This is a genomic window from Sediminibacillus terrae (genome assembly GCF_009602435.1).
GTDB classification, from domain to species: Bacteria; Bacillota; Bacilli; order Bacillales; family Amphibacillaceae; genus Sediminibacillus; species Sediminibacillus terrae.
On record NZ_VZDQ01000024.1, the window covers coordinates 191,188 to 207,809 of the forward strand.

The following is a 16,622-nucleotide window of genomic DNA, read 5'->3' on the forward strand; positions in this document are numbered from 1 at the left end:
TTTGTTAGCAGAACGTTATAGAGCAGACTAACACCGCCGCTTTGCGCGGCAACGCCGAACCACCCCCGTTGCGGGGGCGCACTTTTTTCGTCGCTATTCGGTCGCTTCCGCTTTTGTTTCATCCAGCTCCAGCTCCCAGCGACTCGTAAAACTTCCCTCGCCTCCGTACGATAAGTCAACATCGTCGCTTACGCTCCGTGTTTCCTTTATCTCCTGCGGAAAACCGGAAGTTCGACTAATACCGCCGCTTTGCGCGGCAACGCTGAACCACCCCCGTTGCGGGGGCGCACTTTTTTCGTCGCTATTCGGTCGCTTCCGCTTTTGTTTCCGGATTGATGACTAGGTCTTTTTCGGCTCTTAGGGTGTATTTTTCACCATTTACACATATCGGTAGATCTGGTCCTTCGAGCAAGTGGAGGACTAGTTTGTTCACTTCTCTGTCCACTTTGATGACTTGATGGTTGTATTGTACGTGGAAGGAGTAGCTATCCCATTCATCCGGCAGCTGCGGAGCCATATGCAGTCCGTCTTCTTTGATGCGCAAACCAGCAAAACCGAAGACGATCGCCATCCACGTACCGCCCATGTTGGCCATATGCAATCCATCCTTCGTATTGCCTTTGGTATTATCCAAATCAAGCCGGGCCGTTTCAATGAAATAATCATATGCCTTTTTCATATATCCCAGCTTGGACGCCATGATACTGAACACACATGACGACAGCGACGAATCATGGGTAGTGATTTTTTCATAGTAATCATACGTGTTCTCCAATGTGCTATACTGCTGTTCATCCTCCAATAAAAAGTGTGCCAAAATCGTATCTGCTTGTTTGCATACTTGGTATCTATACAAGGTCAACGGATGATAATGAAGCAGCAGCGGTTTTTCTTCATCAGGTGTCTCCGAGAGGTCCCACCTCTTTTTATGAAGAAACGAATCATCCTGGGGATTGATATCCAACTCAGGATCATAAGGCAGATACATATTCTCCGCCGCCCGCTTCCAAGCTTCGATTTCCTTTTCCTCAAAACCAATCTGATCAAATAACTGTTCCGCTATCCGTTCATCCCATTTAGGCAAACGTTCCACAATCTTGGCTGCCCACAGCAGATTATGCTTGGCCATTACATTGGTATAATAGTTATTGTTCACCAGACATGTATATTCGTCTGGACCCGTCACCTCGTCAATCGCAAAACTTCCATCTCGTCTGAAGTGTCCGGTATCCATCCATAATCTTGCCGTTTCAATCAATAACTCTGCTCCATAATCAAGCATGAACTGCTCGTCATGGGTGGCAAAATAATACTGGATATAACTATAAGCTATATCCGCGCTGATATGATACTGGGCAGACCCCGACGGAAAATAGGAAGAGCATTCCTCGCCTGTTATCGTCCGCCACGGAAACAAAGCTCCCTGCCTATGTCCAAGTGTCCGTGCCCATTGCCTTGCCTGTTCAAGGATCGAGTAACGGTAGATGAGCAGCTGCTTGGCCAATTCTGGATTGGTCATCAGAAAGACAGGAAATAAATAGATTTCCGTATCCCAGAAATAATGGCCTTCATAACCTTCTCCGGACAGTCCCTTGGCGGAAATGTTACTGAATTTATCTCGTCCTGACGATTGCAGCAGATGGTACAAGTTAAAACGGATGCCTTCCTGCAGCTTCGCTTCGCCTTGAATCTCTACATCGCTTCGCTCCCAGAAAAGCTTTAAATAGTCTTCCTGTGACCGGAGGAGGGTTTCGAATTCGACATCCCGCAGACGATAGTAAATGCTTTTCGCCCGGTCTTTCAAATCATCTCCATGCCTCAACGTATCGACATAGATATTTTGCTTAATGATCTCCACTGCATCTGTCTTCTTTTTATCAAATGTGTACGAAAAGTATATCTTTTGTTCATCCTGTTCAATGTCCGGCTCAATATCGTTATTGTTCGGAAGGTAATGGCTCGTGTGGCAGCCGACTTGCAACCCGGAAGTTTCCGTTTCGCACATGATATACCCCGTATCATTATGAACCTCTATATCCTTTACAGCCAGGCTCTTGGAATGGCCGGCAGCGAGGCGCGGGTCATCCATGCTGATGTAATTGGAAATATCCCCGTCCACCGTAGACATTACGGTGACTTTGTCATTGAAATTGATCGGGTCGATAATTACTTTGCTAATAAATAACTCGCGATGGATAAAGGATACCATGCGCTGAAAAGTGAGCTTCACTTCCTTGCCGCTAGGGGACAGCCAGTGGATGCTTCTTTCCGTATATCCTTTGTCCATGTGAAGGGTCCGCGTATAATCAAGGATTTCCCCTTCTGTGATGGCGAACTTTTCTTTGTCGTCCCCAATGTATATATCGATGGTCTGAGCATCGATGACATTGAGCATTTTTTGCTGGGTCGCGGGAAAACCGTAAAGCTTCTCTCCATACGAAATATTGATGGTATCATGAAAAGCATTTAAATATGTTCCGCGAATGGACTCAAATGAAGGACCGTAGCCTTCTTCAAAACTCCCTCTCACACCGAGATAGCCATTTCCCAAAAAGAACAGGCTTTCTTCGTTTAAAAGATCGGTATCACGCAAGGAGTGGCTATATATTTTCCAAGTCATGTGCCTCAACCTCCTATGCAATAATAGTGTTTGTTTTGATTACCATATAATAATTCGTCTGTGGTTACAAATCTCCTACTTGAGCAGGGAGTGATGTCATTCTTTGACCCCGCCTTGCGTGAGTCCATTGACAATCTGTCGCTGGAATAGCAATACAATCACCAGTGTCGGAATAGTCACGAGTATCGTAGCTGCAGCAACCTGTCCCCAAAGAATCTCGAATTGGGTGCGCAAAAAGGAAATAGCGACAGGAACCGTATGGTATTCGGAATTGGAATTGATCGTGATTGCCAGCACAAATTCATTCCATGCCGTGATGAACGTGATGATCGCAACCGTGAATACACCGGGTGCCGCCAACGGAAACACGATTTTATAGAGCGTCTGGAAAGCCGATGCACCATCGATCCGGGCAGACTCCTCCAATGCCAGCGGGATTTGGTTGAAGTGAGTGACCAGTATCCAGACAGCCATCGGCAAAGTGATCGATGAATACGGAAGCGTGATCCAGTAACTATTCGTCCAACCCAAATCGATAAACAAATTATAAATAGGTCCGATTACGATCATTTGCGGAAACATAGAAACAGCCAATACAATGCCTAAAAGTATATTTTTTCCGCGAAAATCAAAGCGGGATATCGCATAGGCGGCAAAGGTCGCCACTATCACGATGTAGACAGTCGTCACACCCGATACAATCAGACTGTTGCCGATCGCCCGCAAAATCCCTTTTTCCATGATTACATCAGCATAGTGCTGCATCGTCGGATTTTCCGGGATGATGGAAAACGGATTGTTGCCGTAAATCTCGCCTGTCTGTTTAAAGGAAGTGATCAAAATCCAGATAAACGGGAAAACGATGATTACTAAGTAAAAAATAAGCATTATCCAAAACGGCCAGCCAAAGCCTTTTTTCTCTGCACCTGCATTATTTGCCATCATGCTTCCCTCCTTAATTTCTATCCATGATGTTCGTTCCAAGGAATTTGACATAAATAGTGGAAATGATCGCGACGCACACAAACATGATCATGACGACGACAGATCCGTATCCAAAATTCGTCTGGCCGAACATCACTTTATACGAGTAAACCGACAAGGTTTCGGTCGAGCCTCCCGGACCGCCTCCGGTCAACACGTAAATCAAATCGAAAATCCGGAATGCATCCAGTGTCCGGAACAATAAAGCGACGAGAATCGATGGCTTCAATAACGGCAAGGTGATACGGAAGAAATTCTGGACTCTGCCCGCTCCGTCAATCGACGAGGCTTCATATAAGGAGCCTGGAATATTTTGCAGGCCGGCCAACAGCAAAATGGCCATATAAGGAGTGGTTTTCCATACGTCAGCCAGGATTGCCGCGGTCATTGCCCCTGCTCCTGTCTGCATTAAATCGGTCGGTTCATCCAGCAGCCCAATATTGGAAAAAATTTCGGCCACGACACCCGCACTGCCATCGTACAGATAGCTCCACATCAAGGCAGCCACCGCGGTAGGAATCGCCCAAGGAATCAAAGAGGTAGTCCGGATAAACCCTTTTCCACGAATCCCCTGGTTCATGACCATGGCCATGCCGAGGCCGAGAACCAACTCCAATGCGACACTGGCAAACGTAAATACAAGAGTATGCTTAAGTGCATCAAGCACAAAATGATCCTGTAATGCCTTTTTATAACCTTGGAAGCCAATGAAATTGGACTCTATCAAACTGTTTTTGATATCTTCCACTAGCAGCGGCAGGTTTTCTTCTTGCTGTAATTCATAGTTATCAGCCAATGTCTGGACCGTCGAATCGGCATTTTCATAAGCAGCTTCTATCTGTTTCTTTTGCTCACTGCTGATCGTGATGACTCCTTCTTCATTATCGAATTCCTCATCCAGGCTGTTCAATTGGTCGATAACTTCCTCGGCATTGGCTTTGTCTTCTTCACCTGTAATTGTCTCCATGTCCTGGGAGATAAAGCGATCGACATACAAGGATGTTTCCTTGTATAAATCGACATTAAACCGTTCATTAAGGTAAAGTCCTGATTTTGTACGGTCATTCAACTGAAAGTCGAAGAAGCTGTACGTAAAGGACTGAAGAACCGGCCACAGGGAAAAGATGCCGATTAGCAACAGAATAGGAACAATAAATAAAAATTCACGAAAACCCATTTTTCTCATAAGGCTATGTCCCTCCCGACTCTTGATATAATGCGGTTCTTCCTTTTCATAACAATGAAAGTGGAAAAGGGCCCTTGTGAAAGAGCCCTTTTATTCCACCTGTATTTTTCTGCTCCTTATTCTTCTTCGCTGGTGGCATCCTCGATCGTTTGGACTGCATCGTCCAGGCCTTCCCCGGAGCTCAAGTATTTATGGACAGCAACCTGGATTTCGTTTGAGATTTCCGAGTAATCTGCTGATACCGGACGGGCAATGGTGCTTTGAAGCGCATTTTGGAATCCTTCCATCGTCAGCAGTTCATTGGAATCAAGCACTTCCTGGTCTTCAAGCAATGGATTGTATCCTGGCAGATAGCTTCCTTCTGTAGAAAGAATTTTCTGTCCTTCCGGGCCTGACAAGAATTGAATGAACTCCCAGGCGCCCTCTTTCACATCGGAGTTCGCGTTGATTCCCAACAGCCAGCCGCCGACAGACCCGCCATTCGGAAGCGGTGCTGCTTCCACATTCTCTACGTCGACTGTCGCCCCGCTTTCTTCCGGATTTTTAAGCCGGCCATAGATATACGGCCAGTTCCGCTCAAAAACGGCATTCCCGTTTTCAAAGGCAGTGGATGCCTCTCCTTCTGCATAATTCAAGATATCGTCGGGTGTCCAATCAGCAGTAGTGAAATCATACATCGTTTGCAAGCCTGATTCCACATCTTCGAATTGGTTGGTAAATTTGTTGGCATTCACTGTCAGGCCTTCATATTGCTTGGATTGATAAACAAACCCGTTACTGATGTCATTTTCCGAGGCATAACGCCCGGCCATTTCTCCAAGTTCTTCATAGGTATAGTCGCCGGAAATCAACTTTTCTGCATCTTCATCCGAGACAATATCATTGCGGAAGAACAACAGACCCACATCCGGGAAGTATGGAAGGGTATATTGTTTCCCTTTGTAGTTTCCGGATGTCATCGATCCGGCATTGAAGTCATCGATATTCAAACCTGCATCATCCATCATCATATCGATCGGCTCCAAGTATCCAGCCCCGGCGAATTCTCCAGCCCAGACCACATCGAGAGACAGAACATCATATTCTCCCGCTTCGCTGGATAAAGAAGTAAGTAATTGATCATGCATTTGTGCAGAGTCGTTGGTCATCTGTGTCCATTCCACTTTATATTGATCCTGACTATTGTTAAATTCTTCAATTGCAGCCTTGGTTGCAGGTGTATCATCACTTTGTGCAGCAAATGTGACGGTGGTTACTTCCCCGCTTGATTCGCTATCGGAACCTCCGGTTTCACCGGACGTTTCCTCTCCGCTTTCCTGGCTGGATTCTTCGTCTCCCCCGCATGCAGCCAGCACAAGCGCCATTAGTGCAATAGCAAATAAAAATGACAGCCATTTTTTCATGTTGATTGACCTCCTTGTTATTTATATATATTTAACTATAATTAATTGTATAACGATAGCGCTTTCAATGAATACTAAATTTTTTAGATTGTTATTAAATTTTTAGATAGAAATGGAGAGAAGGCCATGGATCATTCGACCCAGATCCCGGTGGTTACCAGTTACCTGACAATGAAACTGGAAAACAGGAACAATGAGTACTATCACCCTTCCTTTCTGCTGGAAAGTCAGCTGCTTGCAGCAGTAGCCCGGGGAGACATCGAAAAAGCCACCCACATCATGCAAAGCATCAATAAGGATAGACGCCCTAAGCTTGCCCACACCCCGCATCGTTCCATGAAAAACTCACTGATTTGCTCCTGTACGCTGTTAACCAGGGCGATCATCAACGGTGGAGTTGATCCGGAGACAGCTTTCACGCTCAGCGATGCCTATATACTGGAAATAGAACGCCTGGATAATTTACAAGCACTCGACCAGATGGAATATGTAATGCTGTCCCATTTCGTCCAAACCGTCAACACAGAAAAAAAACTTCCATATGGGAAAGTGGTAAATCGGGCTATTACGTATATCCAATACCACATTCTTCAGGATTTAAACTTGGATTCTATCAGTAAATTCTGCTTTGTCCATCCAAGCTATTTGTCCCATCTTTTCAAAAAAGAAGTCGGCATTTCTATCGTTAAATACATCAATAAGAAACGGATTACGGAGGCAAAGTATTACTTGCTCCATACCACGAGTTCCATCTCGGAAATTGCCCTGCTGTTCAAATTCTGCAACCAAAGCTACTTTTCTTCCCAGTTCAAGCTTTATGAAGGCATGACACCCCGGGAATTCCGCAATCTTCACATGAAATAAATCCGAGGTTATACAACGGTTTATTTAGGATATAAATTAGCATAAACCGTTTTCCCTGCATTGAATTGGAAAGGAGATTTATGTGGAACAACTGATTAGAGAAAAGTTGACTGCGATCGGTGACTTTTCATCCGTAAACACAATACGTCAGGTAGGCGGAGGTGATATCAACCAGGCATACTATGTACGCACACAGGAACGGGAGTACTTTATTAAAGGGAACAACAATATCCCCCCTCACTTTTTCCGCGTTGAAGCAAAGGGCCTTCGTTCCATTGCAGAAACGAGAACTGTAGCTGTGCCGGAGGTGCTTGATTACGATGAACCCGAAAACGGGAAGACCGGTCTGCTTGTGATCGACTGGATTGAAGGAATTCCTGCCAGCACTACGACAGAACAGCTTGGCAGAAAGGTTGCGGAAATGCACCAGCACCAAAACAGCCAGCATGGCTTTTGCGAAGACACGTTTATCGGGACGCTTCCACAGCCCAATGGATTGTTTGACAGCTGGCTCACTTACTACCGTGAACAGCGCCTTGAATCACAGTTGCATACCGCTGTCTCGCAAGGCAATATGCCGGAAAAACGCCGAAAGCGGATGGCCGTCCTTCTCGACAGGCTGGATGACTGGATTCCTGCATCCGTTCCCCCGTCCCTGCTGCATGGTGACTTATGGGGTGGGAATTGGCTGCCGGGTCCTGATGGCGAGCCTTTTTTAGTCGATCCTTCTGTACTTTATGGCGACCGACTGTTTGAACTCGCTTTTACCGAAGTATTCGGAGGGTTCCCGGATGATTTTTACAAAGCTTATCGGGAAGCATATCCTATACCGGACTATTACTCCGATGTAAAACCTTTATACCAGCTTTATTATTTATTGGTTCATCTGAATATGTTCGGGGAAGTGTACGGACCATCAGTCGACCGTGTTTTGAGTGAATATATCGGATAATGTAAAAAGTTGCATATGAAAAATTTGCACAAAACGGTTGGCTAATTCATGTTTATGCATTAAAATGAATATTGCTGTATTTTTATACTTACTTATCATTATTTTTTATTGAAGAGATATGTTGTCATCTCTTCAAGGGAGGACCTTATGGAAAACAAAAAGTACACACTGGCTGACCATCTTAAATTTATCATTCCTTCATTGATTGGTATATTCCTTTTTATGACTCCTATCGCTGTCGATGGAGAGGTGACGATACCGATTGCCATCCTGTCCAACTGGCTCCAGGATTTATTGGCTGATCAGCTTTCCGCCATCATGACGGTTATCATTGCCATTACAGCGATTGCAAGTCTGATAGTGAAGCTAGCCGGAAAGCAAGTGCTGGATCGTTATCCCTTTTTCCAGCAGCTTTTCCATGTCAGCTGGTTTTGGCTGATAACCCGGATTGCCGCAATGGTATTTGCCATTATGGTTTATTTCGAATTAGGCCATGAAGCAATATATTCGGCTGACACCGGCGCTTTTATTCTCGGGGACTTGCTGCATGTATTATTTAGCGTATTTTTATTTGCCGGCTTGTTCTTGCCGCTTTTATTGAATTATGGACTGCTGGAACTATTCGGTACGCTTCTTTCCAAAGTAATGCGCCCTTTGTTCAAACTTCCCGGCCGGGCATCCATCGACTCGCTTGCCTCCTGGCTCGGAGACGGGACAATCGGTGTTTTGCTCACGAGCAAGCAATATGAAGAAGGGTACTATACCAAAAGGGAAGCTGCAGTTATCGGGACAACTTTCTCGATTGTCTCCATTACCTTTACTCTTGTAGTGATATCCGAAGTGGGTCTGATGGACATGTTCCTTCCTTTCTATGCCACTGTACTGTTGGCAGGGTTTGTGGCAGCCCTGATTATGCCCAGGATTCCGCCGCTTTCACGCAAAGCGGATACGTATGTGGACAATAGCGACCAAGTGAAAGACGAAGGGATTCCAGAAGGACAGAACATCTTTACCTGGGGATACCGCCAGGCGGTTGACCGTGGCGGGCAAGAAACAAGCGTGTTGAAATTTTTCAAACAGGGTGCCCAAAACACGCTGGATATGTGGATGGGTGTCGCACCAGTGGTCATGGCATTCGGTCTTGTCGCCCTGATTCTTGCAGAATATACACCGTTTTTCCAATGGCTTGGTGTTCCGTTTATTCCATTATTGGAAGTAATGCAGATACCAAATGCAACGGAGGCTTCGCAAACGATATTGGTCGGCTTTGCCGATATGTTCCTGCCCGCGATTATCGGCAGCTCGATCGAAAGTGAGCTTACCCGGTTTGTGATTGCAGCACTTTCTGTCACTCAGTTGGTTTATATGTCCGAAGTCGGGGGACTGCTGCTTGGATCCAAGGTACCGGTGAAGTTTTATGAATTGGTGATTATCTTTCTTGAGCGGACCATCATCACCTTGCCGATCATCGCTCTGGTAGCCCATCTCATTTTTTGATTCGTCACTCTCGGAGCTGTTTGGCAAAGCGGAACCCCTCTGGATCGCTTAGAAGGCTCTACCAGAGTGTGAAGGTGCCCTAACCAAGTCTCTTCTTCTAAAAAAGGAGTTGCCCTTCGCAAGATTTGGCGGAAAAACATCAAGCAACAGCCATGGATGTTTTTATAAAAAACAAAAACCGAACGGATTTGGAATGCATAGGCATTTCGAACCTCGTTCGGTTTTTGCTTTTGTACCGGCTGTATCATCTATGTCATCACCGCTGCTTGCGATGGGAGAAGAGTTTTTCCTTCAACAAGGAAGCATTTCCTTCAATAAACGGCTGCCAGATGGTAAGCATCGTTTTGTTGGAGAGTACGAGTACGATCGCCATGGAAACAGCAGCAAAACCGATGATATCCACTGGATGGTTGTAGAAAAGCAAATCTTCCTGGCGGATATACTGGATGAAAAAGCCATGAAGCAAGTAGACATACAGCGTACGCTTCCCGAATTCGGTCCATATTCCATGCTTCCGCGGAACCCAGGCGAATATGCTGAACGTCATAACCAGTGCAGAGCCGTAAACGGCAAGCCGCGACAATCCGCCGGAAGTGGACGCATCCATCGCTGCGTACGACTTGGAACCGAGCAGCCAGTCTGTTGAAAAATCAGGGTAAATACTTATAACCAAAACGGCTGCTGTCATGATGATCAGCGAAGCCGATTTAACCAGTTTGGTTTTGACCAGCATCACTTGTTCCTTGGTCAGCCAATAACCAAGCAGGAAAAACGGAAAAAACACAAACGTCCTGGATAAACTGAACGAATGGCCGATATTATCGAAGTATCCTACTACTATTCCCAAAAGGACTGCCACTGTCAGGCCTTTGAACATCGACAGCTTGCTGAACACGATCAGTAGCAGGTGCCAGCAGAACAAGCTGAATAAAAACCAAAGGGACCAGTGTGGATAAAAAGGAGCTGCCATCCAGTCCCCTTTCCCGATAAAAAAGTAATAGATTGTATAGAACAATTGGAAAATCATATACGGCAAAAGCAGTTTTTTCGATAACTTCGCTATATAGCCCTTACTTCCCGAGCCTTTTGCAAAGAATCCCGACAGTAAGATAAACGCCGGCATATGAAATATATAAATCCAATGATATAAGACATTGATTACTGCTGAATCGGTTTTTAACGGTTGAATCAAGTGACCGAAAACTACCAGAAAGATCAGCAGGAACTTGGCATTGTCAAAAAATGCATCCCTCTTCATGTTCCTCATTCCTCCGCGAAAATAATCATCGTACTTTTTGTTCCTGTATAATTAATACCCATTCTAATCATATTTTCGCATTCTGATGAGCAATTTAAAGAGGTTGTTATGGAATTGTCATGTAACTTAAACAGCTTGTAAAAAAATGCAAAGCCTTGCAAAAAACTTTACCCTGTTACCATGGTAACAGGGTGGGGGACTGACCCTCCTATGCATTTCTTTTCATTTTCTTTTTTGGTTTTTTCGGGCTGGTCGTTTTTTTCTTTGCGGCCGGTTTTTCTGGTTTATCGTTTTTCGCTCTATCCAATGAAGCTTCGAGCGCTTCCATCAAGTTATGCACATTGTCAGGAACTGGCTTATCTTGAGCGGTCGCTGTTTCGTCGGCGTTCTTCTTCTCTTCGATTAAATCAAGTAGAGCCGTCCGGTAATTGTCTTTGTACTTTTCCGGATCGAATTCACTGGTCAGCTGATCAATCAACATTTTGGCCGTATCCAGTTCTTTCGGATCTGCTTTGGCATCTTCAGGGACATTCGGTACTTCTTTCACGTCTCTTACTTCGTCCGGGTAATGAATGGTTTCCACGACCAGTGTATTTTCGTATACTCTGATGGCTGCCAACTGTTCTTTCGAGCGGATCACCATCTTGGCCACACCTATTTTCCCGCTGTCCGCCAAGGCTTGTCTTAGAAGGGTGTACGCTTTTCCCCCACCTTCATTCGGCGATAAATAATAGCTTTTTTCAAAGTAAATCGGATCGATTTCTTCCAGCTGTACAAAATCGACGATCTCTACTGCTTTATCCGTGTGCTCCTCCTGCAATTCTGCCATCTCCTCGTCAGTCAGCACGACGAATTTGTTTTTTGCATATTCGAAAGCTTTGACAATTTCCTCCGACTCCACTTCCCTTTCGCAAACTGGACAAACCTTTTGATACTTGATCGGTGACTGACATTCTTTATGCAGTTGACGCAATTTAACGTCTTTGTTTTCTGTTGCGGCATGCAGCTTCACCGGAATGTTGACCAGTCCGAAGCTGATTGTCCCTTTCCACATCGTATGCATGTTTATCCTCCTTTCTTGCCCCTACTTTCTTGAGCTATAAGACTTAAGCTTATTTTGTCGAAAAAAACACGTTTTATGACTAGCACCCATGGAAAAGGAAAAGACTATTTACCATAACGATCACTGCATAAAGGAAGTTAAAATGATGAAGCTCATGCAGCCAATTGCCAATGAAGCGATACCAAAAGGGAAAGAATGGGTGTTTGAAACGAAATACGATGGATTCAGAGCGGTGCTTGATTGGAAAAAAGACAGCATCGATGTGATCAGCCGCAATGGAAAGAATTTAAGCAGCAACTTCCCGGAAATTCTTGCATTTTGCCGAGAGGAGCAGTCGCGGGTGGCTGCATTGCTGCCGTTGAAGCTGGATGGAGAAATTGTCATACTCAACACTCCCTACCAGGCGAATTTTCCGCTGATCCAGCAGCGGGGACGCTTTAAAACAAAAGAAACCATCGAAAAAGCGGCCAAAGCACGTCCTGCCCATTTCCTTTGTTTTGATTTACTGACACTGGCTGACAAGGATTTAAGCCCGCTCCAGTATCAGGAACGAAAAGGAAAACTAGCCGATTTACTTAACCAGCTGCAAATAAGTCGGCCGGTTGATTGGGTCAAACGGCTAGGATACATAGAAAGTTTCGATGACTGGGAAGTCCTGTGGGAAAAAGTTAAAGAACACCGTGGTGAAGGCATGGTGGTGAAACGGCGTGAAAGCCGATATGTTTCCGGAAAAAATCACCGTGACTGGCTGAAGGTGAAAAATTGGCGGGTCATTAGCTGTATCATTACCGGCTACACTCCTTCCAATGGATATTTTGACGCCGCTGTATATCATGAGGATGCCCTTGTCTCAATCGGGAAATTCAAGCATGGACTGGAGGGGGAATCTCTGGCGATGCTGAAAAAATTGGCCAATTCCAAAGGAGAAAAGACAGTTGATGTGATCAAACTGCCCCCTGCGATTTGTGTGGATATCAACTGCCTTGATATTCAGGACGGAGAACTGCGCGAACCGGTTTTTCGCCGGTTCCGTCTTGATCTGCAGCCCGAACAATGTACATGGCAGCAGGCAAGACAAGGACTGGCCATGCTACCTGCTTCAATCGACTTGAGCAATCAGGAAAAGACCTTTTATCCGAAGAAAAAGCTTGTAAAAGGGGATTTGGTTCAGTATCTACGGGAAATTTCCCCATATATGCTGCCATTCTTGAAAAACAAAGCACTGACCGTCATCCGCTGCCCCGAAGGAGTCGATGGGGAATCCTTCTTTCAAAAGCATTTACCAGATTATGCGCCGGCATTTCTGGCAGGAGACAAAAGCGGTGAAGAGACTCTGCTTCATTGCGGTACAGCAGAATCGCTAGTCTGGCTTGGCAATCATGGCGCCATGGAGTATCACGTCCCCTTTCAATATATGGGAGGGACTGACCCCATTGAAATTGTCTTTGACTTAGATCCGCCATCGATTGGAGAATTCCGCCTTGCTGTTTATGCTGCACAGTTGTTGAAAAAAATGCTTGACCAGCTTTTGCTGCAATCCTTTGTAAAAACATCGGGAAATAAAGGGATGCAAGTTTACATCCCCATTCCTGCAAAAAGTCTTACTTACAACGAGACTGCCACTTTCACGCAGGCATTGGCCATGCTTTTAGTCAAGCAGCATGATGATTTATTCACAATCGAACGGCTGAAGAAAAATCGGGGAAACAAACTTTATGTCGACTATGTACAGCACGGAAGAGACAAAACCTTGATCGCTCCTTATTCACCGAGAAGAAACGAAAACGCCACTGTGTCCGCCCCTTTATTTTGGGAAGAAGTCAACGAACGATTGTCCCCTGAGCAATTCACACTGGAAAATGCTGTCCGTCGGGTACAAGAAAAAGGCTGTCCCTTTGTCGGTTATAACCAGACAAGAGACAGCCAGGATTTAACACACTTAAAACAATTCATCAGCGACAGCAGTTAAGTTCAGGAGAAAGAAATAGCCCAGCTCCCGTTACGGAATACCGGTTCTTTGGTACCATCCTTCGCTACACCGTCAATGTCCAGCTGAGCAGAACCCATCATGAAATCTTCGTGGTTCAGACTGTCATTGACTCCGTGCTCGTCCATTTGTTGCTTGTCCATTCCAGGACCATTCTCAATATTGGTAGGATATGCTTTACCTAACGCCAAATGGCAGGATGCATTCTCATCAAACAAGGTATTGAAAAAGATGATTTTGGATTGGGATATCGGCGATTCGTCAGGAACCAAGGCGACTTCTCCCAATCGGCGTGAGCCTTCATCCGTATCAAGCAGGTGCTGCAACGTTTCTTCTCCTTTTTCCGCGGAAAACGAGACAACTTTTCCCTCTTCAAAGGTCAACGAAAAGTTTTCAATCAAATTTCCGCCGTAGCTCAAAGGCTTGGTGCTCTTCACTGTTCCGTTCACCCCGTACTTGTGCGGCATGGTGAACACTTCCTCCGTAGGCATATTGGGATTGAACTCGACCCCTCCCTCCGATTCAGCCGATCCGCCATGCCAAATGTGGTTTTCCGGAAGATCGATGGTCAAATCCGTACCTTCTGCCCGATAGATGAGCTGCTTGTATTGTTTTTCATTCAAATACTCACGTGCTTTGCGCAGCGTTTCGTTGTGGTCCGCCCAGGCTTTTACAGGATCTTCCTGATCTACGCGGGTGATACTGAAGATTTTTTCCCATAACTTCTCCTGGGCCTCTTCTATAGGAAGATCCGGAAACACTTTCTTCGACCATGCGGCCGTCGGATACCCGACAATCGACCAGCACACCTTGTCATTCATGATATAGTCGCGATATTCGCTCAGTGCTTCACCGCCCGCCTTATTGGCTGCCGCGATTCGCTTGCCGTCGATATCTTTCAGTAAGTCGGGGTTTTCTCCATAAATGGTAAGTAGCGCGTAACCATCCTTGACCATTTCCTCCAAACCTCGAGCTTTCCATTTCGGATAATTTTCTAAAACTTCCATCGGAGCGTTTTTCATTTTTAAATAAGTAAGTGTTTCATCGTTCCATTCCAAATGGACATTTTTAGCCCCTGCCTGGTATGCTTCTTTTACTACCATTCTTGTGAATTCGGCAGCTTCCACAGGAGCATTGATGATCAGTCCTTGTCCTTTCTGCAGATTGACGCCCGTCTGAATCGCCAATCTGGCATACTTTTTCAATGCATCTGCATGATTACCCATCCTAAAACTTCCCTTCACTTTTTCTTCCATTATTCCACAAATCTCGAAGCAAAGATAGTAGACAATTTGAAAAATTCGATCGTTTTTTTCACCTCTTTAAAAGATAACTTATAAGCAACCACAAAAAATTCTACGCTTTTTGCGGGCTGCTGGCGAATCTTCTCCCTTGCTTTCCAAGGGCATATCTTACAATCGTCATGTTACAGTGCCCTCCATAATCGTCTCTTCAAGCAAGTTCGTCATAAACCGAGGAAAAGTCTACCAGCTCATTGGTTTCCGTAAAAGATTGCCCTCAGGGACCACCCTATCGTATAGCCCTTCGTACTGACTTACATTCATGGATAATGGACGGACTAGCATCGAGCCCCTCCGTTTCATCGATTCATTTCCTTGTACAAAAAAAGAGTGATTTTCATTGATTTACTCAAGAAAATCACTCTTTTGGGGTTGATCTCTGTTGCTCCCGCGATGAGCGATCGGTGGCGACGCCTGCGGGAACAACGCGAGCCGAAGACCGATGGAGCGAATGGAATCTTCGTGGTATTTATTGGATCGCCGTTTTTATCGTGTCCAGATTTTTTTCCATCAAACTGAAATAGTCTTCTTGATTTTCAACGTCTTCTTCGGTGAGCACGGCCAAATTATGAACACGGAGTGTTTCAGCACCAATTTCTTTTTGCACTACCTCTGCGACTCGCGGGGTCACATTCTGCTCAAAGAGAATATATTGCAAATCATGCTCCTCAGACTCTTCGATAATCGATTCCAATTGTTTTTGGGACGGCTCCTGCGCAGTCGATAAACCAGATACAGCAATTTGCTCAAGACCATAAGCATCTTCCCAGTATCCAAAAGCGGCATGTGAAACGATAATCTCCCGTTTCTTCCCTTTTTCCACCGTCTGATGGAAAGATTGGTCTAACTCGCGGAGTTTCTTTTCCAAATCTGCATAGTTGTCTTCGAATGCTTGTCGGTGATCCGGCATCAAGTCAACCAGACTGTCTTTAATGTTTTCAGCCAGGTCTATTGAACGGACAGGATCAAGCCATACATGGGGATCATAATCCCCGTGGTCGTGCTCCGTTTCCCCAGCTTCTGCGGTTTCTCCCTCCTGTTCCCCGGCTTCTTCTCCCTCGTGCTCATGGTCGTGTGTTTCTTCCCCGTCATGGTCATGGCCTGCCTCCTCTCCATGGTCATGTTCATGAGTAGAAGCAAGCAAAGAAACACCGTCAGTGGCTTCAACCAAAGAGACATCCTCCGATTCAACCGCTTCGGAAATCGTGTCCGCATAGGATTCCATTCCGGCGCCTATGTAAATGAAAGCATCGGACTCGGCAATGTCGACCAACGTGTTCGAGGTCGGTTCAAAAGTATGGGCATCTGCTCCTGCAGGAAGAATCGATTCTACTTCCACATAATCCCCGCCGATTTTCTCAGCGAAGTCTTGTAAAGGAAACACGGTTGTGTATATTGTCAACTTTTCCTTTCCATCATCTTTCTGTTGGACGGATGATGTTCCACATCCAGCCAGAAGCAGAATGAAAAACAGCATACCGAATAGTATCTTTTTAATCATCATCTT

At 45.4% G+C, this 16,622-nt stretch carries 12 protein-coding genes; 4 read left to right on the forward strand and 8 right to left on the reverse strand.

Annotation, left to right across the window (positions count from 1 at the left end; genetic code table 11):
• Positions 1–301: 301 nt before the first annotated feature.
• From F6X55_RS12185 to F6X55_RS12200, 4 genes are all read right to left on the reverse strand, one after another.
• A complete protein-coding gene (locus F6X55_RS12185) occupies positions 302–2,620 on the reverse strand; it encodes a glycoside hydrolase family 65 protein (RefSeq protein WP_153463604.1) in 2,319 nt (772 codons plus the stop codon).
• Between the two features lie 96 nt (positions 2,621–2,716).
• Positions 2,717–3,508 carry a carbohydrate ABC transporter permease gene (locus tag F6X55_RS12190; RefSeq protein ID WP_035426988.1) on the reverse strand — a complete coding sequence of 264 codons (792 nt, stop codon included), beginning with the start codon at positions 3,506–3,508 and terminating at the stop codon, positions 2,717–2,719.
• 67 nt (positions 3,509–3,575) lie between these two features.
• Complete coding sequence (locus tag F6X55_RS12195) at positions 3,576–4,790, reverse strand: carbohydrate ABC transporter permease (protein WP_153463607.1); 1,215 nt, start codon at positions 4,788–4,790, stop codon at positions 3,576–3,578.
• 116 nt (positions 4,791–4,906) lie between these two features.
• Positions 4,907–6,193 carry an extracellular solute-binding protein gene (locus F6X55_RS12200; protein ID WP_153463610.1) on the reverse strand — a complete coding sequence of 429 codons (1,287 nt, stop codon included), beginning with the start codon at positions 6,191–6,193 and terminating at the stop codon, positions 4,907–4,909.
• Between the two features lie 126 nt (positions 6,194–6,319).
• Here F6X55_RS12200 and F6X55_RS12205 point away from each other — a divergent pair, with 126 nt between their 5' ends.
• The 3 genes from F6X55_RS12205 to F6X55_RS12215 all read left to right on the forward strand — a co-directional run bounded on the left by F6X55_RS12205 (position 6,320) and on the right by F6X55_RS12215 (position 9,506).
• The gene (locus F6X55_RS12205) at positions 6,320–7,057 is read left to right on the forward strand and encodes a helix-turn-helix domain-containing protein (RefSeq protein WP_153463613.1); all 738 of its coding nucleotides are present in this window, start codon (positions 6,320–6,322) and stop codon (positions 7,055–7,057) included.
• A gap of 82 nt (positions 7,058–7,139) precedes the next feature.
• Entirely contained in the window at positions 7,140–8,009 is an 870-nt protein-coding gene (locus tag F6X55_RS12210; RefSeq protein WP_337189837.1) for a fructosamine kinase family protein, read from the forward strand.
• A 147-nt stretch (positions 8,010–8,156) separates the two neighbouring features.
• Positions 8,157–9,506: a YjiH family protein gene (locus tag F6X55_RS12215; protein ID WP_153463618.1), complete on the forward strand. Its 1,350-nt coding sequence runs from the start codon at positions 8,157–8,159 to the stop codon at positions 9,504–9,506.
• A gap of 256 nt (positions 9,507–9,762) precedes the next feature.
• Here F6X55_RS12215 and F6X55_RS12220 read toward each other — a convergent pair whose 3' ends face one another.
• Positions 9,763–10,764, reverse strand: coding sequence for an acyltransferase family protein (locus tag F6X55_RS12220; protein WP_026570841.1), 1,002 nt, complete (start codon positions 10,762–10,764; stop codon positions 9,763–9,765).
• A gap of 208 nt (positions 10,765–10,972) precedes the next feature.
• Positions 10,973–11,827, reverse strand: a complete 855-nt coding sequence (gene ku / locus F6X55_RS12225; protein ID WP_026570842.1) for a non-homologous end joining protein Ku — start codon at positions 11,825–11,827, stop codon at positions 10,973–10,975.
• 145 nt (positions 11,828–11,972) lie between these two features.
• Here ku and F6X55_RS12230 point away from each other — a divergent pair, with 145 nt between their 5' ends.
• Positions 11,973–13,796, forward strand: coding sequence for a DNA ligase D (locus tag F6X55_RS12230; protein ID WP_153463621.1), 1,824 nt, complete (start codon positions 11,973–11,975; stop codon positions 13,794–13,796).
• A 2-nt stretch (positions 13,797–13,798) separates the two neighbouring features.
• On the opposite strand, the gene F6X55_RS12235 is transcribed toward F6X55_RS12230, so the two are convergent.
• Both F6X55_RS12235 and F6X55_RS12240 read right to left on the reverse strand, forming a co-directional pair.
• Positions 13,799–15,040: an aminopeptidase gene (locus F6X55_RS12235; RefSeq protein ID WP_026771913.1), complete on the reverse strand. Its 1,242-nt coding sequence runs from the start codon at positions 15,038–15,040 to the stop codon at positions 13,799–13,801.
• Between the two features lie 544 nt (positions 15,041–15,584).
• A complete protein-coding gene (locus F6X55_RS12240) occupies positions 15,585–16,616 on the reverse strand; it encodes a metal ABC transporter solute-binding protein, Zn/Mn family (RefSeq protein WP_237648658.1) in 1,032 nt (343 codons plus the stop codon).
• Between the last annotated feature and the right edge of the window lie 6 nt (positions 16,617–16,622).